At 50.1% G+C, this 25,892-nt stretch carries 20 protein-coding genes; 10 read left to right on the top strand and 10 right to left on the bottom strand.

All coding sequences use genetic code 11. The features are described 5' to 3' along the window. Positions 1-2: 2 nt before the first annotated feature. The 3 genes from DPRO_RS14890 to DPRO_RS14880 are packed head-to-tail and all read right to left on the bottom strand — an operon-like array spanning position 3 to position 6,918. Positions 3-3,239 (bottom strand): site-specific DNA-methyltransferase, encoded by a 3,237-nt coding sequence (locus DPRO_RS14890; RefSeq protein ID WP_097012773.1) that lies wholly within the window; start codon positions 3,237-3,239, stop codon positions 3-5. A gap of 5 nt (positions 3,240-3,244) precedes the next feature. Then, the gene (locus tag DPRO_RS14885) at positions 3,245-4,228 is read right to left on the bottom strand and encodes an alkaline phosphatase (RefSeq protein ID WP_097012772.1); all 984 of its coding nucleotides are present in this window, start codon (positions 4,226-4,228) and stop codon (positions 3,245-3,247) included. Next, a complete protein-coding gene (locus DPRO_RS14880) occupies positions 4,228-6,918 on the bottom strand; it encodes a DUF499 domain-containing protein (RefSeq protein ID WP_097012771.1) in 2,691 nt (896 codons plus the stop codon). The genes DPRO_RS14885 and DPRO_RS14880 overlap by 1 nt, the downstream gene beginning before the upstream one ends. Before the next feature lie 713 nt (positions 6,919-7,631). Here DPRO_RS14880 and DPRO_RS14875 point away from each other — a divergent pair. Both DPRO_RS14875 and DPRO_RS14870 read left to right on the top strand, forming a co-directional pair. Then, complete coding sequence (locus DPRO_RS14875; RefSeq protein ID WP_097012770.1) at positions 7,632-8,312, top strand: ERF family protein; 681 nt, start codon at positions 7,632-7,634, stop codon at positions 8,310-8,312. Next, complete coding sequence (locus tag DPRO_RS14870) at positions 8,302-9,519, top strand: hypothetical protein (protein ID WP_097012769.1); 1,218 nt, start codon at positions 8,302-8,304, stop codon at positions 9,517-9,519. Before DPRO_RS14875 ends, DPRO_RS14870 begins: the two co-directional genes overlap by 11 nt. A gap of 108 nt (positions 9,520-9,627) precedes the next feature. Here DPRO_RS14870 and DPRO_RS14865 read toward each other — a convergent pair whose 3' ends face one another. After that, positions 9,628-14,745: a RecQ family ATP-dependent DNA helicase gene (locus DPRO_RS14865; RefSeq protein WP_097012768.1), complete on the bottom strand. Its 5,118-nt coding sequence runs from the start codon at positions 14,743-14,745 to the stop codon at positions 9,628-9,630. Between the two features lie 326 nt (positions 14,746-15,071). Between DPRO_RS14865 and DPRO_RS14860 the strand changes: the two genes are divergently transcribed. From DPRO_RS14860 to DPRO_RS14840, 5 genes are all read left to right on the top strand, one after another. Further along, positions 15,072-16,061 carry an AAA family ATPase gene (locus DPRO_RS14860; protein WP_097012767.1) on the top strand — a complete coding sequence of 330 codons (990 nt, stop codon included), beginning with the start codon at positions 15,072-15,074 and terminating at the stop codon, positions 16,059-16,061. After that, a complete protein-coding gene (locus DPRO_RS14855) occupies positions 16,058-17,023 on the top strand; it encodes a DUF3150 domain-containing protein (protein ID WP_097012766.1) in 966 nt (321 codons plus the stop codon). The genes DPRO_RS14860 and DPRO_RS14855 overlap by 4 nt, the downstream gene beginning before the upstream one ends. A 5-nt stretch (positions 17,024-17,028) precedes the next feature. Next, positions 17,029-18,600, top strand: coding sequence for a cobaltochelatase CobT-related protein (locus tag DPRO_RS14850; protein WP_097012765.1), 1,572 nt, complete (start codon positions 17,029-17,031; stop codon positions 18,598-18,600). A 14-nt stretch (positions 18,601-18,614) separates the two neighbouring features. Continuing rightward, positions 18,615-18,950: a hypothetical protein gene (locus DPRO_RS14845; RefSeq protein WP_097012764.1), complete on the top strand. Its 336-nt coding sequence runs from the start codon at positions 18,615-18,617 to the stop codon at positions 18,948-18,950. Positions 18,951-19,177: 227 nt separating this feature from the next. Next, a protein-coding gene (locus DPRO_RS14840) for an IS5 family transposase (protein WP_097010290.1) occupies positions 19,178-19,931 on the top strand; the annotation gives its coding sequence in 2 pieces (ribosomal slippage) (positions 19,178-19,515 and positions 19,514-19,931; 756 coding nt in all). Positions 19,932-20,020: 89 nt separating this feature from the next. Here the strand turns inward: DPRO_RS14840 and DPRO_RS14835 are convergent. Further along, complete coding sequence (locus tag DPRO_RS14835) at positions 20,021-20,302, bottom strand: hypothetical protein (RefSeq protein ID WP_097012763.1); 282 nt, start codon at positions 20,300-20,302, stop codon at positions 20,021-20,023. A gap of 9 nt (positions 20,303-20,311) precedes the next feature. Next, complete coding sequence (locus tag DPRO_RS14830) at positions 20,312-20,692, bottom strand: hypothetical protein (RefSeq protein WP_097012762.1); 381 nt, start codon at positions 20,690-20,692, stop codon at positions 20,312-20,314. 384 nt (positions 20,693-21,076) lie between these two features. Here DPRO_RS14830 and DPRO_RS20345 point away from each other — a divergent pair, with 384 nt between their 5' ends. Then, positions 21,077-21,229, top strand: a complete 153-nt coding sequence (locus DPRO_RS20345; RefSeq protein ID WP_173806801.1) for a hypothetical protein — start codon at positions 21,077-21,079, stop codon at positions 21,227-21,229. Positions 21,230-21,247: 18 nt separating this feature from the next. Continuing rightward, positions 21,248-21,382: a hypothetical protein gene (locus tag DPRO_RS20635; RefSeq protein ID WP_269459699.1), complete on the top strand. Its 135-nt coding sequence runs from the start codon at positions 21,248-21,250 to the stop codon at positions 21,380-21,382. Between the two features lie 19 nt (positions 21,383-21,401). On the opposite strand, the gene DPRO_RS14825 is transcribed toward DPRO_RS20635, so the two are convergent. Together DPRO_RS14825 and DPRO_RS14820 are read right to left on the bottom strand one after the other, a co-directional pair. After that, positions 21,402-22,433, bottom strand: coding sequence for a hypothetical protein (locus tag DPRO_RS14825; RefSeq protein ID WP_157917501.1), 1,032 nt, complete (start codon positions 22,431-22,433; stop codon positions 21,402-21,404). 8 nt (positions 22,434-22,441) lie between these two features. Next, positions 22,442-23,623 carry a tyrosine-type recombinase/integrase gene (locus DPRO_RS14820; protein ID WP_097012760.1) on the bottom strand — a complete coding sequence of 394 codons (1,182 nt, stop codon included), beginning with the start codon at positions 23,621-23,623 and terminating at the stop codon, positions 22,442-22,444. A gap of 378 nt (positions 23,624-24,001) precedes the next feature. Between DPRO_RS14820 and DPRO_RS14815 the strand changes: the two genes are divergently transcribed. Further along, positions 24,002-24,664: a class I SAM-dependent methyltransferase gene (locus tag DPRO_RS14815; RefSeq protein ID WP_097012759.1), complete on the top strand. Its 663-nt coding sequence runs from the start codon at positions 24,002-24,004 to the stop codon at positions 24,662-24,664. 319 nt (positions 24,665-24,983) lie between these two features. Here DPRO_RS14815 and DPRO_RS14810 read toward each other — a convergent pair whose 3' ends face one another. Together DPRO_RS14810 and DPRO_RS20535 are read right to left on the bottom strand one after the other, a co-directional pair. Continuing rightward, positions 24,984-25,424, bottom strand: coding sequence for a substrate-binding periplasmic protein (locus DPRO_RS14810; protein ID WP_232005615.1), 441 nt, complete (start codon positions 25,422-25,424; stop codon positions 24,984-24,986). Beyond that, the gene (locus tag DPRO_RS20535; RefSeq protein WP_232005614.1) at positions 25,408-25,644 is read right to left on the bottom strand and encodes a hypothetical protein; all 237 of its coding nucleotides are present in this window, start codon (positions 25,642-25,644) and stop codon (positions 25,408-25,410) included. Before DPRO_RS20535 ends, DPRO_RS14810 begins: the two co-directional genes overlap by 17 nt. Between the last annotated feature and the right edge of the window lie 248 nt (positions 25,645-25,892).

Genomic DNA, 25,892 nt, shown 5'->3' with positions numbered 1-25,892 from the left:
GCTTATACCTCCTCCGCAAGATCGAACAATGAAAGCTGCTTTTGCATGACTGACTGGTTCGCAGCAGACCAACTGTTAAAGAGCTGGTTAGCGGTATAGCTTGCACTTCTAAATTCACTGGTCGGTCCGTGCATTCCCAGCCAGTTGAATAATTCGCCCAGCGCCGGATGAGGTTTAAAACCGTTGTCGCTCATTTCCTTTTTTACATTGATACCACTACCGGAGTACGACGCCCCTACAAGGAAAAGAACCTGATCAAAATCGCGACGTAGGTTTTTGAGTGACTTTTTCTCCTTTGCAAATTCGAGCGCATCGACCCAAACAAAAGCCTTCGGCCGGTTGATCTCCTTACACCAGCCGCGATTGGTAAAATCACTCGGCCCCACACCGGAACCGCGCAGGAATTTCTGCATCTGGTCCCGTTCGATCCGTTCCTTATCGGCAAAGATACGCAGGAACTGACGGGTCAGCGGTTCCGCTTTGTCCGGAGCTTTCACGGCATCACTTCCGGACTGGTCCTGAATTATCTCGTTGATACCAGCCAAAGCTTCTTTAACTGTAAACTCGCGACCTTCTTCCACGTAGACTTTGCCGTAGTGACGGGAGAAGTATTCCAGCGCCTTACCGCGTTTGATGACCTCGATATCCGCCTCCGGTAGACCGGCCTGTTGGTGATGTTCCAGAAGGGCCTGCAGTTGGCGAACATCCCGCAAAATCAGGCGACGCAATTTCGGCCAACTAATTCTCGAGGGCTCTTCGGTCCGCTTCCGGCAAACGTGAATGATGTCGTATTCAATAGTCTTTGACCCAAATTCACCCTTACCCTTGGTCTCATCAGAGCGAATCGGATAGGTTGCTTCGAGGAAGAACCCAGAATTAAAAAGGCTTTCCAGAACATCTACCCACGGTTCATCCTCACTGTGGTGGAAGGTAAAGGAAAGAATACCGCCCGGTTTTAGGATACGATGCGCTTCACGCCAGCAATCCGTCAGAACACGCTTGTAAAAGTCATCGGCATCTTCCGGATTGCGGGCTTTGTTAGCAACAGCCTCAAGGGTTTTCGGAGTGTATTCTCCGGTGAAATATTCCGGGTATTTATCTTTTAACACCAATCGCAGCCAGACATAAAAAAAGTCGGCAAGTTCAGAGTAATGCAAAAGTCCTCCAAATGGAGGGTCGGTTATGACAAGGTCATAGGAGCATGGTTTGAGACTGGACAATTCTGTTGACGAGCCACAGGTAATTTGACCACTAAATAATAGCTTATCATCCAGGGAAATCCGATGCCCTTTCCCAGTTATTAATCTAGCTACGTCGTTATTTATTCCTGACAGGTATTCCTTCGGAACAACTTCCCAAGGGCGGTCTTTCCAATCGTTCCCATTTAACACATTTTTGCAACATGATTCCCAATTGCCACTTCCAATCTTACAAAAAACCGAGTTTTCTACTATGTTCGACTTTGGGTGATAATTGTTATTGGAAAAATGAGGAGCCAAGCAATCCCGATGCACCTGAAAGAAAACGAACATGTTTTGATATCTGAGATATTGCTGGAATGCACCTAATGCAAATTCCTTTGCCCCATCAGAGAACCCTATGGCGCTATCAATTGTTTTTAACAGAAGAGCGTGAACCAGCAGTTGACGAGGATTAAACATTGTATGCCAATGTGTAAAACCATGATTGGGTACTCCGCCTTGCAGATGATGAGTCATAAAACCATACGGCAACTCAGATTCAGGCCAATAGCCTTTTAAGTCATTTACCTTTCTTTTCTCCCATTCAAAAAAAGCTGAATTAAGCCTTTTGGTATCAAGTTTGTTTGGGGCTTTGAAGAAGCGTCCGTTGTATGCTGCCGAACCTTTTGACCTCTTAGGAGAATAGCATTGTAAACTGTATTCGGCGGTTGGGCCGGATTTGCCGGAAGATTTTATGGAACTAAGTACATTTTGCTGCAAACCACAGGTCTTTCCCTGACACGCAAAATGGGATTTTTTAGGGATCGTCCCATTTTGGGTAGACATCACCTCGCCAGTGCTTGGCAAGGAGATTTCGTCCGGTAGTTTTCCACGCACCTCAATCAGCTTGAGGGTGCTCTGGCGCAATTCATTCCAGCGCCTGGTGTCTTCAACCGAACTTGTTACGGTCCCCCCCAGATTGCCTTGATCGTCAGTACCAAGAGCACCCTCCATCCAGTCTGGATGAATCAACAGAGAGAGGGATACTTTTTTGTTTTTGCCCTTCCCACTAATCGCGGCGCTGTATTGGTTTTTCCCGCAATGAGGGCAATCAAATGAACCGTTTAATTTGAGGGTGGTAAAAGGTTTTTCACCCTCTGCGATGATCAAAGGTTCATCGGGTGCCATGCGCACCTCACCCGCTTCAATATCAAAGAATTCATTGCAGACTTCACATTTCTGCTTAGGCCATGACTTTACAGACAGCTCCTTAACCGCAATTACCGGGGAGCTGAAAAGCGGTGTGCGATGATTACAGCCAGCAGCGCTGCACGGTCCATGTTTAGCCCAAAAGGTGTAGATGATCTCCGGGCCTTCATAACGGTATTTCTTACGCTCTTCAGGAGCCACAGCCAGCGGATCAAAATCGTCCGGCATGGGCTTTCCAGTTTCCACACTGTACCAGATGCCTTTTTCACCGCCGGGACCTTCACATGCATAAAAGGGCATGATCTGCGGCTTCACTTCAGATTCGATATAGGTAAAGAGGCGTTTCACCTCTTCAATATCCACATCGGCCAGCTCATTCTTTACCACCAGCCATGCCACCGGGTTTAGGTCATTACCATACATCTGCATGCCAAGGCGGGCACCTTCAACCAATGTGGTTCCGCCCCCCATGAAGATGTCTGCAACCTTCAGTTTCTTAAAAGAAGCATTCTTCTGGTGATTGCAGTAGTAGTTTTCCCAAACTAACTTTGCCGCTTCGGCCTGATCTTCTGGTGCTTTCGTAGCGGCTGCAATCAATGTTGAACGAAACACAGAGGAACGACGACGAGCCCACCATTTTGACATTTGATAGATAGGCTTTCCGGCGTTACCTTCGATTTGTGCGATCTGATTTATGGGGAGAATCGGGAAATCGACCTCCAGACAAGTCTTCGGTCTGTTGGGATCATTAAAGTCTACTGTTTCAAGATGGCGTTCTTCCCCGGCATCCACTGCCGCCTCCACCATTCTTTTTATTTCTTCTGCTTTTGTAAGTCTTGCACCAGCCATATTTGTTAACCTTGCCTTTTTTCAATTTCTATAAACGGAACTGCCATCTCCAATAAAGAGAGTCCGCCATGTGTCAGCGTGGGATAGCCGCCCTGACTTCTCCATTTGCGACGGCCAAGGGCGAGTGTGTGGCCTTCCAGTTCGATCGTTAAGGGAGGCACCCAGTTGTGATTGGTTTCAGGTGAGTTCGTTGTCGAGCGGCTGCTCTTGAATAATTTTTTCATGTAGCCGATCTGATCTTTGTCCACCAGATCTCTGTACAGCCCGGCATTCGCATATCCATGATCACCGGTAATCACCAGTTTGCGGCCGGTGGCAAGGCGATCGACAAAGCTCCAGAAGTCATCTCCCGTAAGGGCCTCGACGGCCGCCTTGGTCAATTTCTGTGCGCCGCTGCCATTATCTGCAAGGTCATGCATGTTACTGTCCGGCCAGTGATGCCAAAAAATCACACCGGTTTCCGGCTTTACCAAACTGCCGCAATCGGCAAAGGGCATATCAACAGACTCTGTATAAGCGCCGGGGAAAGATTCACTTTTACCGCCGTTATCTGTCAAAGATGAGCGTTGTCCAAATCCAAGCGCCTTGGCAAACGGTGTGGTGTCGCCCGGAAACTCAGCAAGGGTGGCATAGCTTTTATTAACGGCGTAGCTGCGTAAATCGGCCTGCTCAAGAATCCAGCATGCTTCGCGAAGAGAAAGCGCATCCAATATGAGTATGGCTTTGCCTTTGGATTCCTGTTCCCAGAAACTCTGAAGATGCTGTGAGGTCCGCAAAGGAGAGCTATTCACTTCGTGCCAGAGATCCCACGCAGCCCCGCTGAGTAGAGTGTCCAATGCTCCTGCCTTTTTGTCCCTTTCGGTTGTCAGGGCATCCGCCTTGGCGGGATTAAGAGGATCAGAAAAAATCTTCCAGACCTCAGCAAGAATCTGTTCCCATCCGGCCTGCGGGCTCGAATTCATAACCGTGTTGAGAAATGACTTTTCCATTAGCCCTCCTTCTCAAGGTTAAGACCGTAGGAAACTCCGTCCGGCAATTTCTTAATTAGCTCCTGCAATTGTGCGCCGGTAAGATTCTCAATGGATATTTTTACATTCGATACCTTCGCACCAGGTGTAATCCCCCAAGACTCAAGCTTTCCAAGAAGCGACAGGGATGAGGTTGTATCAGAGCTGAACGGTGTTTTGGGTTTTGTGCCTGTGCCTCCACCAAACAGGCCGCCCGGAGTTATTCCGCCGGATTCTCCTTTACTGACTCCTGAGCCGCCTGTTGTCGAACCGGTGTAATCACCTGAGGTTGTTGGGGCGGTATCATCTTCCGTTTGACCGCCTCCGGAGCTAACCGTGCTGTCTGGCTCGTGAATCAATGTTTCTTCGAGGGTTCGGCCAGTTCCAATTTTGCCTTTCATGCGATTCCATGCGGCATCTTCAGATTCGCCGGGACGACTGCTCAGCAGCTCCCGTCCAGCAATATTGATCTCGATTTTTCCACGGGCACAAAGCCGAACGATGTGCTCTTTGGCTTCGTTTTCACCCAGCCATGGGATACAGGGGTTTCCGCCTCCCATTGGCTCTTTCAACTGATCCAATACGGTGGCAAAAGAATCATTGCGCTTTGCAGCCTCCAGCACGAGGTCTTCAAAATCTTCCGCGAGAAACAAGTCAGTCTTAATTTTTTCATGGATAGCGGGAACAATGCGATCACCTTCAGCCTTGTGGCTGTTGATCTCAAATTCGCATTGGTCAGGATTGCCGAAATTCCATGTGTCAAGAACCGCATAGCGATTAAAACGCACTTTTAACTGGTCACGAAGCTCTTTCTGATACTTCACATGAAGCGCTGAATAGTTGGCGTCCGCGTTTTTCCATTGCTTGGCCAGATAGACTGCTCGGGCAAGCACAAGAAGTCCTTTATCGTAGAAGACAGGTTCCAACGTTTCTTTGGCAAGAATAAATCGGATGGTGTTCCGGTGCTTGGAGATCTTCTCTTTAAGCCAGATCCCAAGCTCTTTAACCTTCACAGTACCTTTGGGTATAACAACGTGGGGAATACGATTGTCCCAGCTTTCAGGACGATCTTTTTCATCCACATCGGACCACGGATTACTCTGCCAGTTTTTTTTCAGCACAATCACGCGGCCAAGCGAACTGTTAGCTTCGCTGCCGCCAAGAACGTATCGAATTTCCTGCGCTAAATGCTCAACATCCTGCCCTTCATTAAACAGCTTGTCATTTTTAGCATGGGCCATCAGCTTCGCCTGAGGATTTTCTTCATTCAGGAAAACCAAACGATCGCCTTTTTGGTGAATGTTGAAACTATTCTCTTTGATCGCTTCCAGCTCAACAGAAAACAGGTTGTCATCAATCGGCTCGCTTCTGGTAATGTCCAACTGAATTTCAGCAGGTCGAGCTCCGGCCATGTTTTCCAATGACAAAGAGCGTATCCACAATGAGCTGAGTATTGTTCCGAGATTCGGCACCTTCTGTGTGGTGCCCTCAACAGCTTCTTTTACCGCTTCGAAGTTTCTCAGCGCTTTTGAGCGGAGGTCACGATGGATCTGGTTGGCTACGGAATCGAGAAGAGAGGCGACGCCGCTCTTTTCTTCTATAATAGAAAAGTCTGCAGCCGTGAGGATTGGGCTGCGTTCACCGGCATCCTTAAAAACATCGACAAGAATTCTCAGCAGGTCCCGTGTTTCTTGGGTCTGGGTTGCAATGAGTACTTGATCGTCAAGAAGCTGCATTAACAGAGGCGAGAAAGGCCAGCTATGGACAAATTCATCTTTGTGCCGTTCCTGCTCGGATCCGGGGATGTGATATAGACGGTAAAACTCGTCTATATGAGATGTGATCAGGTCTTCAATATCGACCTCAGGAATCTGAATTCGATTCTCAAAAATGCGATAAAGTAAAAGCTTCTGGCGGTCTCTTTTTGCCTCTGGCCCTTTAAAATCAATGCGAACTGGGTTGATACGATATACCTGTTGAGCGGCATCTGAATCGCCTTCACGGACGGAAAGTACTAGTGTTAAAAGCTCAGGATTCCCTTCCGCAATTTCGGACAGGATCTGAATAAAGTTGAAAGCCCAGTTCCTGCGGGGGTGTTGTTTTGTATTTGTTAATCCTTCATACCAAGTTTGAAACTCGTCAAGAATCAGGACCGTTGGCTTTTTCTGAAACATTTCCAGAAACAACGATGTTCCCGGGACTTCAGATTTGCTCTCCCCCTGACCTTCCCATTTACCTCTTATGTATTTCCCTTCAGGGTGTTTATCGAACAGTAGATCCCAAAGGAAGGTGTAATTGTGCTGGTGCAGGCTTTCAGTGATTACCTCCACATCACGATTGAGAGCAAGATTAGTGAGATCATCGCGGTGAAGCTGCCCGGCCCATGAATTTAACCAATTATCTGTGGCGGAAGGGTCCTTATACATGTGCGCCAATGCCGCCATCAAATGCGATTTCCCCTGTCCTCTGGAGCCAATGATAACAACAGGGCGAGCCTTCCTCGGCTGCAGTGCCTCAACCAGTTTAAGCAAGTCGACAGAGGGATATGTAATGTTCAGAAACTCTTCAGCACTTTTGTCCAAAGCACCGGTGCCTTGACGGTTGGTAAAATCAACCATCGTACCTTTCAGTTTCTTCCCACGGAATTCTTCGCGAAGCTTCAAGTCGAGCATGCTTATTTCTCCTTATCGTGACGCAGCCATTGTCAACCGACCAGACTATTTCTCTTTGTTTGCATTAAGCCACAATCATTCCCAACATTTTTTCAGCTTCCGAGAGCATTGGAAAACACCATTTGGCTTAGCGGAAATGAGTTGCAGTCAGATACCCCCGGCAAAGCCAGGGGCTTGATTTGTGAGCCAATCAAAGTGGCTTTAAGAACCGCCTAAAGGCGGAAAACCCTATTCTCAGACAGCAACCTCTATGCCTGTACAATTACCCCACCAACCATTTCGACATGCGACAACCAAGGGAAGGCAGCAGCAATACAGGTGCTGAGGGGCTTACGCCCAAAACGATTCCCGCATAAGTCGAACTCTTATGGTCCCCCGGCAGAGCCGGGGGATTTCTCATTGGATTAATATTCGCAGTTTTCGGCTAATCCAAGTTTAATGATTCAATGTGCTATATACTCAAATAAAGGGTTATAGCGGCTGGATTGTTTAAATTTTTCGTTCTTTGTAATGTCTCCGTCACTATTGCGTCAATTCTTTCTTCCTGAAGGGCGGCATCCAATAATCAACGCCACAGTTTGCATTTCAAATCGAGTGAAATATATATTACTTGATTGAAGTATAAGGTTTTTTCATTTCGATCAACCAATTGACATTTTGCCCCTGTGCCGCACATCGCGGCGCAGGGGCTTTCTCATTTCAAGGAGGGAAATATGGAACCCCAGATGAGTTCCCAGGAAATCACTGAATTAGCTGAGGCGATGATCCAGGTGCAGCAGACACTATCTCCTGCTCTCAAGGACGCAGAGAACACGTTTACAAACAGCCGTTATGCCACGCTTCATTCCATCATGAACGCATGCAGAGACGCTCTGCTTGCGCACGGTATTTGGCTCACCCAGTATCCGGTATCGGTCGAAGCAAACCAACTCGGTCTTGTCACCAAGGTCGTCCATGCCGAGACAGGTCAATGGCAGGCGTCCTTGCTGACCATGCCGCTGCCAAAGAACGATCCTCAGGGATATGGATCGGCTATGACCTACGCTCGTCGGTACGGATTGTCTGCCCTGATCGGGATTGTGACCGAAAGTGACGATGACGGCGAAATGGCTTCACGTCAGGACAGTCAGCACAACTCCGGTTTTCACTCCCGTAACCACGGGATGAACTCAGGCGTCACGAGGCCTCAAACGACACCTCAGGGCAATGCCCTTGAGACCGCTAATTTGCCCCGTCTTGATGGTGTGCTGTACCGGCAAGGCACAGCCAACGACGGCAAGCAATGCGTGCTGGCAACCGGTGATACCCATTCCAAGAAGGAGTTCCTCCGTAAGGCCGGATTCCGGTGGGACGGCGCCCGCAAGGTGTGGTGGAGGTACGCCGATGCAGCATGATAACACAAAATCACATGGCTTGTTACGACTTCTTACCCAAGGATTTCTGGTTCACGCTGAAAAGAAGACTGCCAGCGAGCTTGGAGACCGTAGCAAGTACATTGGCATGTCGGACATCGGCAAAGGAATGGAGTGCATGCGTTCGGCCGTGGCGAGCAAGCTTGGTTTATCCGGCATTCCCGCCGCAACCGCCGTGGGTGGGCTAGCACCTGATGATGTCGCCCGTACTCTCGAACGACAGATCACCCTACAGCGCGGGCACTGGCAGGAACACGGAATTGAAAAGGCACTTCTAGCCACTGGCGTAAAGCTGTTGCCGCAGCTTGAGATCTGCATCGTGCACAGCGGCGTGCCCATCAAGGCGCATCTGGATTTTACCCTTGTCTGGGGCGGCCTGCGGCCTGCCGTGCGAATTCTTGAACTCAAGAGCAATGCGCGTATTCCGGAGTCGCTGTACGCATCGTATGAAGCGCAGCTCTATGGCCAGGTCGGACTGCTCAAGTCCTGCTGGAGTGAGCCGTGCTTTTCCGTCCCTGAAACGGAGTTGAAATCCGTCACGTTCCCTCAGGCAATACAGTCCGTTTTCAACGTGGCTTTGCCCGAATCCTCTAACAATGTGGATATCGAAGCCTGGGTGCTTTCCATCTCCCTGTCCGAGGTCAGGCCGTTCGGTCCATACTTGCCGGATCAGGCCATGCTTGAAGCATGTCTGCAAACGGCTGTGGCAATCTGGCGGACGGCGGGAGACATGCGAGCAGGCAACCTGGAGTTAAACGCCCTCGACTATTGCCAGGGTTTTCATCCTCTGTGCGACTGGTGTGATGTCAATGCGGACTGCCCGAAGTTTCAGGCCGTGAACATTCCCACGGATTCCGCTTGCGGACTGGAACTGGAAGAGCTCGCCATGCTCAAGAAACAGAAGACGGCCCTTGAGGAGCGCATCGCCGAGTCAGAGAAACGCATCAGGCAGACATATCATCTGGTTGGTGGGCAGGATTGGATCTCGACAGGAGATCATCGTTTCCGTGTTGTAACAGTGGCTGGTCGAAGAACGCTTGACCGCTCCCTGGTAGCGGACAAGCTGATTTCATTGATCGGCGACGAACTCAAGACCCAGTCGGCTTTGGAACAATGCGAAAAGGAGGGAAAGCCGCATGAGCGGTTGTACATCAGCAAAATTAACAAACCGTTGAAATCGGCGGCATGAAGACAAGGTGTGCTCCTCAGGAGTGCACCTTGTTTTTTTGGGCATAAGTGGTCCATGGGCACTTGTGACCTTGCTGGTCAGATCTACACAGTATCAAAAAACAATCCACTACTGCCGCTCAGGATTGGGAACAAATTCAACCCTAAACAAACCAACAAACCAAGAATCGAGCGAAGTCGAAGTGTCACTCTCATCCCGATTCCAGTGTTGTGACGCCATGTACGTCACTTTCTGGGCCTCAAGACCTTTGCTGAGATATTCTTGCAAAACCTTTTCTCCGGACAATGAAAGCCGTGCAAGGGGGCCGAAATGCGTTGGCCCGGCAAATGTAATGACGTGTCTGTCGCCTTGCATGACAAGGGAGAGGCCCTCGCTATATCCCGGCTCCATTTGAGCCAAGGCAGCTTGAATTCGATCCGCTGAGGAGAGATAGCCCGGAAAAGAAATTATTACATCGCCTAGACTCATATCCCAATACTGTGTCTGATACGCCTCATGTTCTTTTGGCGATAAAGCAAAACGCCGCCTCGTTGATGGATGAAGCCTCTCAACATCAGCCAAAAACGGATTAGGATTATCCTGGCTCGACAGGCAATAGAGTTTGTCTTTGGCCCGAGTCATGCCCACGTAATAGAGTCTCCGCTCCTCCTCTCCCAATGCGGCCCGGACAGGCTGGGCAGGCATTATGACCGAAGAAAACTCCAACCCTTTCACTGTGTGAATAGTCGAGGCGACAACCGCTCCCGGCTCCGGGCGACAATTATTTTTTTGCTCCCGCGCAGACTCGTACAGATGCATTATGAAAGTAGCGATTGACCGTGGGGCCATACTTTCTTCCAAGTACTGATCCAACAAAAGCCGAATGGAAGTCAGCCAGATATTGTTTGCTGCGAATCCACTTCCCAACAGCAGATCGTTGACCAATTCTCGCAACTTCTCCCCTCGCACCATTTCTTCCGAACAATACTCCAGACAAGATTTGATCACGAGAAATTCTCTTGTCCGCGTCAAGTCCCAGGGGCGCGGTCGAAGTGCGCGAAGCTTCACGCTGCTGTACTGAGAAAGAAGAAGCAAACTGTCGAGTTCCCGGTTTGAACGGCAAAGGATACAGATATCTTCAAGCGGCAAACCCTTGTCAGATTCCATCACCTCAGCGCAAAGCGACAAAGCGCCTTTGAGACGAGCCGCCCTGTCTTCAGTGTATACAATTTTAACAACGGACTCTCTGCTACCCAACAGTCCCTGGCGTGCAGCACGCATACGGACATCGACCTTCATTCTATCCCTATTTTTCTGAATGAGCTGTTCGCCAACCTCTACAATGGGAGACAGACTGCGGTAGTTCAAAGTGAGATGATACTCTTTGGCATTATAGTCTTCTTTGAACCTACGGATGAACTCGATATTTGAACCATCAAAGGCATAGATATTCTGATCGTCGTCTCCAACGGCCATAAGGGAAGGCTTCTCGTCCGAGTCTTGCTCTATTCGACCGGCGAGAAGCGAGAGAAAATCGTATTGAAGGGAATTGATATCCTGGTACTCATCAACAAGTATATGCGACAAACCTGACAACAACCTGTCTCGCATAGTCTTGATGCCGTAATCCTCTTCAGACTCCTCCCGGAGCATATTCACCGCATCGCCGATAAAATCATCAAAGGCTGTTGCCGCAACCTGCTTTTTCCCCACCAAGGAGCCACCCGTAAGGTTCATTGCCAAAGCGTGATAAGTATACACTCGGACAAAACGTGCGTCCCGCCCGACCAACTCCCGCAATCTTGCTCGAATCTGTGCAGCGGCACTTCGGTTGAAAGCCAGTGCCAGTATCTTCCTGCCCGGTATACGTTCAACACGAAGCAGGTAGGCAATCCGATGGACAATACAGCGAGTTTTCCCAGAACCTGGCCCAGCCAGGACCAGCATATTCCCTTTGCTGGGGGCCGAGACAATCTTCTCCTGATCCTTGTTGCGCAAATCTGTTACGATTGCATCGTAGCTTTCCTGCGTCAGGGGGCGTTTGATCTCCTTCTCCCGCCCTTTGAAGTATCGTGCCAGGAACTGATTAATAGTCAGCGTAAAGTAGTCTCTGACCATTGCCATTGCACGTTTTATCCCTTGAGAAGCAAACTGGGCATATAGGCCCATGATGTGGACTTGCAGCCGTTTCTGGTCGAAAAATTGAGCCAGGAACGAGAACTCCGCCAACGTAAATTGCGGGCTGTCCGCATTAATTTCCAAAGTCATAGCAGGGCGGAAAACAGAGAGGCCACTTTGCAGGTTTATGATCTCCAGATGGTTCAGGGCCAACAATGCGTCATTCGCCAAACGCTCCAAATTCGTAAGCCCTGTAAAACGAGCATCACGCGACAGAGATTTCGTCAAATCCTCTGTCCTGAACGATATCAAAATGTTTTTCCCCCGACGCCCTGACGGGATTTTTCCTAAGAGTGCACCAAGTATAACACCACCAACGGCCCGACGATTTTCGGATTTTCCCCGAACTGTTTGCCACTCCTCCCTGAATCGTATTTCGAGATGCCCACTTCCCCTGGGGGAAAAATCAATCAACCGCTCACGTCTCCATAAAGAGAGCAGTCTGCGTATCCTATCCGGCTGCGCTCCGTCACACCCTCTATCCTTCAGCTCCTGAGCGGTGCTTCTCATATGCATGACAGCTCGACTGCCCACTTCAGCATCAGGGAACTGCTCTTCCATGAAGCCAAGCAGTTCCTTTTCGAGAAGTAGCTCTTGCTCCCAGCATTTTTTTGAACTCTTCTGAACACCATGCCGAACAAACGCCGTCATGTTCAGGTCGTGGTTGATAAGGCGTGCGCCCCGCATTTCGTGCAACGTCGCCAAGAGCTCTTGTGGAGTTTGGCCTGTAACTGAAGTCAGTTGATCGGTGTTGAGCAATTCCCGCGCATCTGATGCCAAAAGTTCCGCGAGCAGGGACTCCCAAATTTCACGTTTTCTACCTTGGAGGTTAAGCTGAGCAATGCGTTTCTTGGCTTCCTGCAAATCAGGAGCCAGAACCTGCCCCTGTATGACGTTTGCCTGGTTATCTCCACGTTTAAGTTTTCCAGTTCGCTCCAAACGGGAAATGATCATTTTCACTTTCGTGTCATACCCACGGCTTTCAACAGAAAGATCCCCGGCAGCACCAACATCATCTGACTTGAGTATCTCTCCAGACGTCACGACTATGGTCTCTTCCGGATGATTACGGGCCATCCGCTTGAGTCCCTGATATACACCGTTGATTTCATCTCGGGTTATTTCGGCATCTGCGGCAATGGAAAACTGCTCATCAAGATCATCACGAGAGAAAAGCAGAACACAATGGGCTTGTTCCCTATCCCGTCCCGCTCGTCCAGCCTCCTGAAGATAGTTCTCAAGAGATCCGGGAGTATCCACATGAATGACTAACCGCACATCAGGTTTATCCACCCCCATGCCGAATGCATTTGTTGCGGCAATGACCGTCAGTTCACCATCAAGAAATCGTTCCTGCACCTGCCTTTTTTCATCAGGAGTCCGCCCGCCATGGAAGTAATCCGCCTGCCATCCTTCCCGGGAAAGAAATTCACTGAGCGCTTTGGTTCTGTTTTGTGTGGCAGCGAATACGATTGCACTCCCGCAATCTGCCGGAGGCATGCCGTTTTCATCCAACGGGAAGTAATCGAGAAGGAGTTGATGTATGGTGGCCTGCTTCTGATCTGGTGAAACCGCTATCACTTCAAAGCTCAAATTTGTCCGCTCATGTCCCCCTTCGACGATTTCAAGCTCACAGCCCAGTTCTTCCCGGAAGTGATCAGCGATATCCGTAATGACATCCAGCTTTGCAGTCGCTGTAAAACAAGCCACTTGCGGCAAGTCGTCGATTGAGTCCTTGAACCGATTCCTAAGATAGGGGCCAATATTGAGATAATCCGGCCTGAAATCATGCCCCCACTTTGAAAGGCAATGCGCTTCATCCACGACAACCAGACCAAGCTCCCGCTGTGCGAGCGTGCGTTTTACTACCGTATTTCTCAGCTGCTCGGGCGCGATGAAAAGGATATCTATGTCGCCCAACCTTATTGATTCCAGGGTGGCAGATCTTTCAAGCGGCGTAAGCAGACCATTGATCATCCCCGCATTGGCTATGCCTTTGGAGACCAATCCATCCACCTGATCCTTCATGAGTGACTGAAGAGGTGAAAGGATAAGCGTCATCACTTTCCGCTGTCGGGCACGCATGAGGGCTGGGAGTTGATAGCAAAGGGATTTTCCTCCCCCTGTAGGGAGAATGGCCAACAGTGGCTTGCCAGCCTGCATAACTTTGACAATGGACTCCTGAAGCGGAGGGCTCTCATCTTTGACAGGAAGGAATGTTTCGAAGCCGAAAAAAGCCTTAAGCGCAGTATGAGGATCGTGATTGGAAGTGCAATACTCGCAACTATTATTGTTGCAGGATGTCGAGCGAAGTCGATTCAAATCCGACGTAATACCCGGCATGGCGTACCTGACCCAAGGAGGCAGAACAGATGTACCGTTCTCAGCACGAATCCAGGCAGCAATATAAGCAAGCTTCCACGTTTGATCTTGAGTGGCTGTTGCCTCGTGAAATATTTCAATTGCATGGTTGGAACAGGCTTTCGTCCCCAACTCATCCATCCATATTGCTTCAGCTTCTCGCTGGCTTGGAAGGGGCTTTCGGGCAATGGCCTCAAAAAAAGCTCCAAAGCCATGTTCTGGATGCGTGGCCCTCAAACAATAGCCATAAAACTGAAGCGTACTTTCGGGAAGCTGCGCAAAAACATCTGCTTCCATTTCAAGTAAGCCAAGAGCCAACTTTGAATCGGCCACAGGATTGTTGATGGTGTCCTTTACGAGCTTATAACCCTTCACCAGGCGATGATATGGATTTTGTGGAAATGCGAGAGGTGAAAGGATCAACGTATCAATTGCGGGCAACGTAAAAATCCGCGCGTTATCCGCCATTCCTTTCAGATAGGGTAAGTCGTGTTGAATTATGTTGTGGCCGACAATGAATTCTTCCTCTTGTGCAAGACGATCAAGGCCATCAAGAGCTTCACAGGGAGAAAGTTTCCCCCCATTTCTTGAAACATGTTGCTCTGATCGCTTTACATACGCACCAACAGCCAGAAGGTGGTTGCCTTCAGGATGTATTTCAAGATCGACAGCAATCGAAGAATTCAGGATATCGTCAAAAGACAACATATCGACATTAACTATAGCCTGTTAAAATTTACTAACGTCTCAACCACATACTCTATTCCCAGGCCTAAGGAAAGAGAGTCTGCCAGCGACAAGCACTTCTGTTGCCCCATATTTCGATCTTTTGTGCATGACCACCCACAGCATCTTGAATCAAAGCCAAAAGATCGCATCACTGCCGCCGCCGTTGGCACTCTGCTTTTCAAGAAATTTCAGACATATATTATCCACATAAGAACGAGTTCTTTTTAGCTTCCCAACACAAACAAATTGTGCCCCTGTCCCACATCATGTGGAGCAGGGGCTTTTCATTTCCAAAGGAGGAATTCATGAACAAAACCCTGAAAGAATTACAAACCCTTCAACCTGCAGACCACGACGCAGGCAAAGTTTTCAGCGGTAAGAAGTCCAAGCGAACAGTGCGTGGCTTTGCAACCTCGTCCTCGTTTACCCCTGACCTGAATCCAGAATACCTGTTCCATGACTCCAGCCGCGATGTCGTAGTGTGGTTCATGGATTCATCTGACCCGCTGTACGTGTTTGGCCCTGCTGGCTCGGGAAAAACCAGCCTCATCAAGCAACTCGCTGCCAAGCTGAATTATCCCGTGTTCGACATTACCGGCCATGGGCGACTGGAGTTCCCGGATATGGTCGGTCATCTGACCGTGGAAGACTCGAATATGAGCTTTCAGTACGGGCCATTGGCCATGGCTATGAAATTCGGAGGGCTCTTCCTGCTCAACGAAATTGACCTGCTCGACCCGGCGACTGCTGCTGGCCTCAATGGAATTCTCGATGGCGATCCGTTGTGTATTCCCGAAAACGGTGGGGAAGTAATCAAGCCTCACCCTCTGTTCCGATTTGCAGCCACAGCAAACACCAATGGAGGGACTGATGAAACCGGTCTGTACCAGGGCACGCTCAGGCAAAACTTGGCGTTCATGGACCGGTTTTGGCTCTGCGAAATCGGCTACCCCAGCCCTAAAGCCGAGCGTGAATTGCTGCATCGCAAGGCCCCTGGCCTACCCAAAGAAGTGCGCACGAAAATGGTCGAATTTGCCAACGAAGTGCGGAAGCTTTTCATGGGCGAGGCCGACGGCAACTTCCGCGACACCATTGAGGTGACGTTCTCGACTCGTACCCTTATCCGCTGGGCGGACCTGACCGTCCGATTCCAACCGCTTGCCCGCCAGGGCATCCAACCCGTGACCTACGCGCTCGATCGAGCGCTTGGCTATCGCGCCACACCGGAGACCCGGACGGTGCTGCATGAGCTGGCACAACGCATCTTCCCGCAACAAAAGGAGAATCACTCATGATGCATACGAATATTACCGTACTCGATAATTTAATGGCCCTGAACCTGGACGTTAACATCTGGACTGCCCGCAAGAAACTGACACCCGCCGACTTCGGCGGCGCGGAACTACCGCCCGAGGAACTCGCATCCCTCGGCAGCAAGAAGATTTGCGACCCTAAGGAGTTGCGCATATTCGGCACCCTCAAGGCGCGAGCTGTGAACCTCCTGGATAGGACCGGTGTCCGCTTTCTCGGCGGCTGGGGCATCCCTGAAGACAAGGCTGATGACATCGTGGCCGAATTGACTGACATTCGCGCCGATTTCCTGAATGCGAAAGCACAGTTTCTCAGCCGATATGATGAGGCTGTCCGAGATTGGATCGTTCAGCACCCTGGATGGGAGAATTTGATCGGCAGCTCGCCGGTCAGTGCGGATTATGTCCGCAGTCGGCTGGATTTCCGTTGGCAGTTCTTCAAGCTCATGCCGCCACCTGACAATACGGTGGGCCATGGCTTGCAGCACGAAGTGAGTGAACTCGGCGACAAGCTGTTCGGCGAAGTCGCCAAGGCTGCCACGGACACTTGGCAACGCTGCTTCGAAGGCAAGGACAAGGTCACGCACAAGGCGCTTTCGCCCCTGCGTTCCATCCACGCCAAGCTCTCCGGCCTGAGCTTCGTGGAGCCCAGAGTAGTGCCGGTCGTCGATCTGCTGGATACCGCCTTCAACCGCATGCCGAAACGGGGTCACATCCAGGGGAGTGCGTTGGTCATGCTCCAGGGCGTGGTTTCGCTGCTTCGTGATCCGGCAACGCTCGTTGCCCATGGCCAAAAGATACTGGAGGGGCAGGATGCAGCCGACATTCTGTCAGGGCTGGTTGCTGATACGATTCCGGTTGTACGGGAGGAGATGCCTGCGACCGAAGCGGCGTTTGTTCCTGAACCGGTGCAGCAACACGCAATCGACAGCCACGGACTCTGGTGATCGCCATGAACAATCAACTCATCATGCGATCCCTGCCTATGGTGGCTTCAGTTCTCGGGCGGAAGTACGGCGTAAAGGTCGTGATCGGAGGAACGGGCGCGTACACGGATGGCGACACTATCCATCTGCCTGCGCTGCCGCTGGAATGCAACGAAACGCTCATTGGTCTGGCCAGAGGTTTTGTGGACCATGAGGCTGCTCATATCCGAGAAACCCGGTTCGATTGGTTACGGCTGGCGAACCTGACGCCTCTTGAAATGCATATCTGGAATAGTTTCGAGGACTGGCGTGTAGAGCATCGGTTGGCTCGTCTGTTCCCTGGATGTCGTTCCAATTTCAATTGGTTAATCCAACATCTGTTCGGCAATGCCAATGAGCAGACAGCCGATCCGGCCATGGCCATTCTGAATTGGCTGTTGCTGTCGGTTCGGACGTGGGACGTGCAGTCGCTGATTGAACAGCGTGACGAAGTCGGGAGATTTGTTGAAATCCATTATCCCGGCCTGATCGAACGGTTAAATCTGGTTTTGCAGAAGGTGCATGCCTACTGCGATTCTACGCAGGACTGCATCTTGTACGCAAGAGAGGTCGTTTCTCTGCTGAAGGACACATCGGCTTCTCAGCCCCCGCAAAATAGGGGCTTGAGATCCGAGGAAACGGCTGAAAAGAGTGGTCCAGATACACTGCCCATGGACGCCCTGAATCGGCTGTTGACTGCGGACGAATCCAACCTGCCCAACGATTGGGGTGAGGCGCTGGCAACCAGTCTGCGCAAGGAAACGCCAAAAGATGTGAACGAAGCGTTGTGTGTTGCGCAACTCGGCAAAAAGGCAACAAAGCAGATAAGCCAAGAAGATGCTGCCATAACCCGCAAAGCTTCGAACGCTTTGCGGGTACAGCTTCAGGCATTACTGCAATCATCGGTGCTGTCACGAAGCAAGATCGGACGGCATGGCCGATTGGATGCACGACAACTGCACCGCCTATCGGCGGCAGACGCTCGCGTATTCAGGAGTGATGGTCACAAGGTTGGAATCAACACAGCCGTCCACATTCTGCTTGATTGCTCAGGCTCCATGCGACGACGTATCAAGCTGACTACTCAGGTTTGCCATGCCGTCGCTACGGCCCTGGATACCATCAACGGGATCAATGTCGGAGTGACCGCGTTTCCCGCAGGAACACCGACTGACGGCGGCAATGGGAATGATCGTGGTCCCACGATCTGGCCGATCCTGAAGCATGGCGAAAGACTGCATGAAAACTTCGCCGTAAGAGCAACAGGCTGCACACCTCTCGGCGAAGCCTTTTGGTGGGTACTGCAGCAGATGCATACGCTTTCCGAATCCAGAAAGATCATTCTGATCCTGACAGACGGCGATCCCGACTCTTTCACTATGGCTCTTAATGCTCTTGAAGAGGGGAAGAGATTCGGCATCGAAGTCTACGGCCTGGGCATCCTGTCCGAAGCCATCACCAAACTGCTTCCAAACCATAGCTGCATCATCAACGAGGTGTCCGAATTGGCTCCCGCTATGTTCACCATGCTGCGTGGTGCGCTTATTAACCATAAATAATCACGAGGTAAAATATGAGTGATGAAACTCCCAAATGTCCCAAATGCGAGAGCTCGGCTCATGTCGTCCTGGTCAACACAAGCCAGAAAGTCGGCACGGTTGTCGGAGGCGTAACGGGTGGAGCTTGTGGATACTACGGCGCATCGTCAGGCGCAGCTACCGGGGCGGCCATCGGCTCATTAGTCCCAGTCGTAGGCACCGGTCTCGGTGTTCTCGCAGGCGGTTTGGCCGGGGCGCTTGCCGGTTTCTTCGCAGGATCAGCTGTGGGCAATCAGGTCGGCGAACACATTGACAGGCATGTGATATGCGAATGGCGTTGCAACCAGTGCGGCACTGAGTTCGAAGCATGAAACAAGGAGGAACCATGAGAGCCTTCTAGACTTTCATCAACGGCGTAGCTGTCGGCATCCTGGCCGAGACGGGCGTCATCGCCATGGACAAAGACGAAGAAGAACTGGTCGCCCGTTCGCCTTAAAGAAGGGAACCGCTGATGGAAGTTAGCGGTTCTTTTTTTGACCATTAGGGCGTGTCGACAATCATTCTGAGATTTGCTATACTTCTTGGCAGGAGGTTGGCAGTGCAAAAAAGACACGCTCTACGCGACGATCAGTGGGATAAAATCAAAGAATATCTTCCAGGAAAACAAAGTGACTGCGGTGTAACTGCAAAAGATAACAGGCTATTCATTGATGCAGTCATGTGGATTGGCAAGACAGGGGCGCCTTGGCGAGATTTGCCAGAAAGCTATGGCAAGTGGTCTTCGGTCCATAAGAGATTTATCCGCTGGGCCAAGAAAGGTGTATGGCAAATGATCTTCAACACGCTTGCGGTAGACGCTGATACTGAATGGCTCATGATTGACAGCACAATAGTGCGAGCTCATCAGCATTCGGCTGGCGGAAAGGGGGCACCTCCAGCAGTCGGTGGGGAAATCTAGAGGAGGGTTTTCAACGAAAGTCCATGCTGCCACAGATGCTCTCGGATGTCCAACTAAATTCATATTAACACCTGGAAATACAGCGGATTGCAGTATGGCGATTCCGCTTATTGAAGGACAGGCTGCCGAGCATGTCCTTGCTGATAAGGGCTATGATTCAGATGAAATTGTAATGGCAATTGAAGCCATGAATGCCAATCCGGTTGTCCCTCCTCGCTCTCACAGAAAGACAAGGCGAACATATGACAAACATCTCTATAAGGAGCGAAGTGCTATAGAGTGTATGTTTGGAAATTTAAAACAGTTTCGAAGGATTGCAACACGATACGACAAGCTGGCGACGTCCTATCTTGCTTTCGTGTACGTAGGAGCAATGTGGCTGTGGCTGAAGTGATTGTCGACACACCCTAGCAATTAGAAAATAGAAGCATGCAGGTAAAGAAGCCCCGCTCGAAATCAATTAGAGCGGGGCTTCTTGCTCAGCTATTTGGATATACCAAGAATACTGAGACAAAATGTGCGGTGTTGACCTTTTGATACGGGTTTATATGTTTCGTATACTTCTCTACTCATTTCAGCGACATGTGTAAGTCGGCTTTTGCCCTCAATCGCCTTGAAGTTCTCCACCCGCGCTTTAAAAGACTCTTCTGTCATGCCACGTGTTTTGGAAGCTGTGATTGGGGATATCAATATCTCTTCACCATACTTGGCTACATAACAAGCAAGGACGTCATCTTCTTCAGTGTATTCATAACGGTTCGACATGATCTCCCCTCAGTTGTCTATTCCATTATTACCAAACCTGTCGCGCAACTCAAACAGGTAGTCAATCCACATCGTAAAATTAGGTTGAGCCGGAGTGTCGTACCACTGACTGCATACCCAGTATTTGTCTTTAAGAAGTTCAGGGTAGAAACGGCGATGACCGTTTTTGTCGAGCCCATTCTTACTGCTCATAGTAATGGCTGGGAAATTGAGATCAAATTTTTCCTTGCAGTATTTCTTGTCTTGGAGCCTTTGGGTTTCCTTTTCATCTATCACCGCCAATACCTTCGGCAATACGTCAAACAGGTATCCTTTTGTATCATCTTCATCCCGATACAGGTTGATCTTGTGGCCTCGGATTTCCACATGTTGCACGCCTTCATTCGTCATCGTTTACTCCTTCTATTTCGGGTTGATTTTGAAACCACGATAGCACGAAAAAAGGCCTAGTCAATCATTTTTTTGACAATATTATCAAAGCGTTATCCTTATAAAAGCACGGAAACATCAAAGCTGTGTCATTGCCAAAAGCATGACATTATTAAAGCTCATTTTTAGCCATATAAAATTGGTGTTTTGTAGACTGATTACGAGGGGATTAGCTTTTGTTTTTTTCGTCCCAGCTTGTGCCCTTAGCAGGGTCGCATGTGCTATCAGCAACAATTATGGCCGTCCACTGTCACTCCCCACAAGTATCAAGCTCTGGCATTGTCCACCCATCAACGCCACGGCACATGGAGTGTCAGGCACAAACACAATGATGGAGACATCACAATGTCCAAGAAATCCGGAAAGAAAATCAACCCCGCAGACAACGCTGCCAACATCCAGAACGCCAACAAAGGCACCAGGGGAACGAATAGGCAATACGACCAGAATCAAGGGAATCGCGGCAAGCAGGTGAACCCCAACCAGAACGGCAAGTAATCAAAAAGGAGATAAAAAATGCCCGATACATCAGACATGAGCCAGGAAGAACTCGACCTATGGTCCGACATCAACAACCCCAATAATGATGCCGACATGAACGACTGGGCCGACGCCCATAATCCGAACAACGATGATTACATGGACTCGTAATCGCTAACGAAGCGAGGGGCTATCCACAGTCCCTCGCTTCGCTCCATTCTGCGAAGCCCTTTTGATGATGCTCCTGCCACTTGGGGTATTCCTGAAAAACGGCGACGAGTTCTTGCTCGTCCTTGAAAAATTTCGGAACGGCATGCTTCAGCAGATCATTGAACAGATTCTGAAGAAAACGGGCGACACCGTAATTCACTAATAAATCAGAGTTGCCATCGAACAACTCGTCCCGAATCATAAACATTGTCTCCCAGCTGGGCGGCTCTTCTCCTCTCATCCATCTCAATATCTTTCGGCGCTGATTCTCTGGGTCCGGGAAATCGTTCTTCAGGCTTGGCAATACTTCCGCAAATTTCACCGCGCTGGACTTGCCCAGATACTTCATCATCCCGAGAAACATGTGCCGCATCGGGCCAACCAAACGTTCATCCTCATAGCTCGGCATGGCCTTATCCACCCATAGGCCTACCTTGGCGTATTCCTCTTCGGATTTCATGAAAGCAACTTCGAGCGCAGCCAAACAGTATAGGGACGTCCTGAGAAAGACCTTACCAGAGAGCACCGGGACTCTCCGCTGTCCCTGCTTGTTCACCGAACCGGCACCATGGTGCAGATAGGCATCAAAGAACTGTTTCGGTAAGATTTCAGAAGGCAGTCCCGCCCTCCTGAACCGGTTGAACCAGCGGGAATCACCTTTTTGCTTAGCGTTTTCAGCCTGATATATGGCGCTCTCAATCCGAACTATCACTTCAAAAGCATACTGCATGCTTTGAGGAGTGCCCGCACTTAACTCCGCTCCGGCAAAGGCGGTTTTCCACGGCTGCCGGGACTCCGGGGACAAAACCTTTAGGGCAACACCTTCCTCCAAGCCCGTTCGGGCGCAAATATCGCGGATCATTTTTTCAATCGTCTTTTTCTGTGGATTGCTTTCCCCCTTGAGGACGTTCCGGAGAGTCTTTTCGGGGACGGACGGGAACATGCCGTTCACAAACGTCGCATACTCCCTTTCACCGAGCATTTTCACCAATATCCCTGGCGTAATCAGCATATTGAAAATCACTTCTCCCTCTTCGGCAAATGGACTACTTTTCCTTTCGCCTCATCTTCCTTCACCGCATCCGCAATGAGATCGTCCATCACATTGGAGGCCTTGCGCAGGGCATCGTCCCGCAGGTGGGCATAACGCTGGGTCATCTGGGGGCTCTTATGCGTCAGGAGCTTCTGAAGCATATACATGTCCACTTTGCCGGAACTGGCGAGCATGGATGCATAGGCGTGGCGTAAGCCATGAAGCGGGCGGAAGCTCTCAGGGAGGCCCGCTCTTTTCTTGATGCGGTTGATCGGGCCGCGCACGTCGGTCCGTTGTTTCCCGTTCTTGCCGGGAAACACATACGGGCTGTCTGTCCGTTCCTGGGACAGCAGAATCTCCTTGGCGGTGTCATTCATCGGGATTTGCTGGGACACGCCGCCCTTGGGATCGTCGAGCAGGATGAACTTGCGCTTAAAGTCTACATGCTCCCACTTGAGGCGGAAGAGTTCTCCCCTGCGCATACCGGTGAACAAAGCAAGCTTCATCATCCGGCCCACATCAATGTTCAAATCCTCATTAATGGCCTTGATGAGCGCCTTTAACTGATCGTTGGTGAGATCTTCGGTCTTGACGTTGTCAACGCGAGGAATCTCGATATTCAGCTTGGCCGGGTCGGGCACGGGACATAGCCCTTTCTTCACTCCGAAGTTGATGAGCCGTTTCAGGAGCGACAGGACGAGCTTCACGGTTTGCGGCGACTTCTGCTTGAGGAGGCGAATCCGCAGGCGGTCCACGTCAAAGGTTATGATCTCGGACGGCGCTTTGTCGCCGAACTCCGGTTTAAGGTATTTCTCGTACCGGCACTTGTCGGGGAGCCGCCCTTTAAAATTCGTTTTTTGGCTTTCGTACTCGTCCCAAAGCCGGGAGATCGTGTACCGCCCCTCACGCTCTTTCTTTTCGGCGGCATCCTTGTCCCTGCGCCCCTGGTTGGACAGCTCTTTTCCTTGCAGACGCATGGTGCGGAGGTTGTTCGCCTTGGCAGGGGTCATGTTGTCACGAACCTGCTTTCCGGCCTTCTCTTCGACCTGTTTTCCGTCTTTTCGGTAGAAAATATAGTAGATTTTCTCAGGCTTGCCTTTGACCATATCCTGGCCTTCGACATAGTAAACACCCGGATAATCGGTTTTAAATCGTTTCTGTCTTGGCATTGCCGTCTCCGTTTTGCCCCAGCATTTCCCCAGCACTATCCCCAGCAGACGGCATGAAAATAGGTGCAAAACGGAGCAACGTCAAGCAAGTCGATTTTTCATTTTATTCAGAAAATTAAGCTTGATGCAAATAAATGCAAAAAGATGCAAAAAATTGGTTTTGGTCTTCAAAACCAATGTGCGGGTTAACCCTCGCAGGCAGGTTCGACTCCTGTACGCTTCCGCCACGATCACGTTAGGGGCCTGTCATGCAGGCCCCTTTTTATATGGGTAGAACATCGAGCTACAACTGGTGTGAGGTTCTGTATTATTGGTCTTTTCGCGTGCAGAGCATGTGTGATCATTGAAAATTTAACCTGTGTGCGGTACCCGACTCTAATGATTCAAGACAGAAAGCAAAAAACGTATCAAGTAATGGAGAAGGAAGCGGGGCTCGCAGGCAAAAACGTCCTTGAAATCGGTTGTGGCAATGGACGCCTGACCGCCATGTATGCTGCGAGCGCGGCTACTGTCATCGGTATCGAGCCGGGGGTCAGTTCCATAAGACAGGCAGCAACCAATGTTCCCAATGTTTCGTTCCTTTGCGGAACCGGTCTTGAGTTGCCATTCAACGACAACGTATTCGACATCGCACTCTTTTCACTCTCACTGCATCACCACCCAGACTATCAGCGAGCCTTGGATGAGGCTGTGCGCGTTGTTCAGAAGGACGGATTGGTGCTGGTCCTCGAACCGACTGTCCAGAGCCAGATTCAACGTCTGTGCAAGGTCTTTGAAGATGAAGATAGCCGGCTTTGCGGCGTGCGTGACGTTCTCCCGCAATGCGGACTGGAAATTGTCTCGGAAAGCCTGTTCGACACCTACTGGGAGTTTGACGATTTCGATGATGTGAAAAGGTATGCTTTTTCCTACTACAATCACCCACCAGACACATCAAAAGAACAGGAACTCGCGCTATTCCTTGGCTCCAGGAAGCATCAAGCACCTCTTCTGCTATCGGACACCCTGTGTCTGACCACTCTACGTGCACAAGCATCTTAACGTATCAACCGAACGGAACCTATTACGCTCTGTATTCGATCATTTCACCGGATTATGAGTACTGATTGGGATATGATATTCTGAGAAATGAAAGAGACATACCCCCGGAGAAGACATCTTCATCATAGCTGAAGGCAGCAGGGTGACATGCACCTGCAAGCTACCTCGTCCCCAGAGACAAGGCTGAATGATTCGTGGGTACGTCCATTGTTGGGATCATTAGCACCTGAGATATGATGGCAACCTCTTGTTGTCACCAATATAGCGCTAATACTCACGTTTCGCAGTTGCTCTTTGACTGCGAATGTGCAGTCGTTTTCTAGTGACTGAAATTTCGCTCCATGATCTGATCGAAAACGCCATTTTCCTTGAGAGTATCCAGGGCCTGCTGCCACTTCAGGATGGTTTCATCCGGGATATCCTTAGAAAATGCCAGCCATGCGCCCGATTCGGCAAACTTGCACTCGGTTTTTTCAAAAAGGGTGTGATCCAACCCAGCCTTGCGGACCATGTAATAATAGGTGCGCTCTCCAAGCAAAACCAGATCAACTCGCCCTTCGGCCAGTTTTTTGTAGCTGGAATCATATGAAGGACTGATATCCAGATTATCGAATCCAGCTTCCTGCAAGGCCTGATGGGTATATCCATCCTTTCTTACAGCTATCCGCTTGACTATTCTTGCATCACGCAGGGATCGGACGTCCAACTCCGTCCCTTTCTTTTTGAAAAAGTAATCGCCCTCTTCAAAAATCGGCCCCAACCCATTTGAAGAGATTCTCCCGTTTGGGGATACGAACGATGGCGAACAAGGCTTGCCGTTCGTGGGTTTGAGTCTGCTCATATGCTCTGAGCCACGGGGCAGCATATATTTTGTTGGTATCGCCGATCTCGGCCTGAATTGCCCGCACCACATCAGGGGCAACCCCCCTCAGTTCACCATCAACTTCATACGCCAACGGAGGGTATATGATTACCTGCATATTTATTTCTTCTGCAAAACACTGAACAGGAAGAAGACAAGTCATTAATATATAGATAAAAAATCGCATTCATCGCTCCCTTGATACCATGTTTTCAGTTTAATACAGCGGTGGCATAGCATGATTTTCAAACTATAACTAGACCTGTATACCATCAACCATAAATGACACTCGAGCATGGTATCCCATGATAGCTCGTCACGATTTGCTTGCCAAGATATGGCTTTTCTCTTGACACCAATGAGACG

The sequence above is a fragment of the Pseudodesulfovibrio profundus genome (assembly GCF_900217235.1).
Taxonomy (GTDB): Bacteria; Desulfobacterota; Desulfovibrionia; order Desulfovibrionales; family Desulfovibrionaceae; genus Pseudodesulfovibrio; species Pseudodesulfovibrio profundus.
The sequence above is the reverse complement of the archived record's forward strand: the minus strand, read 5'-3'. Positions and strand labels throughout refer to the sequence as shown.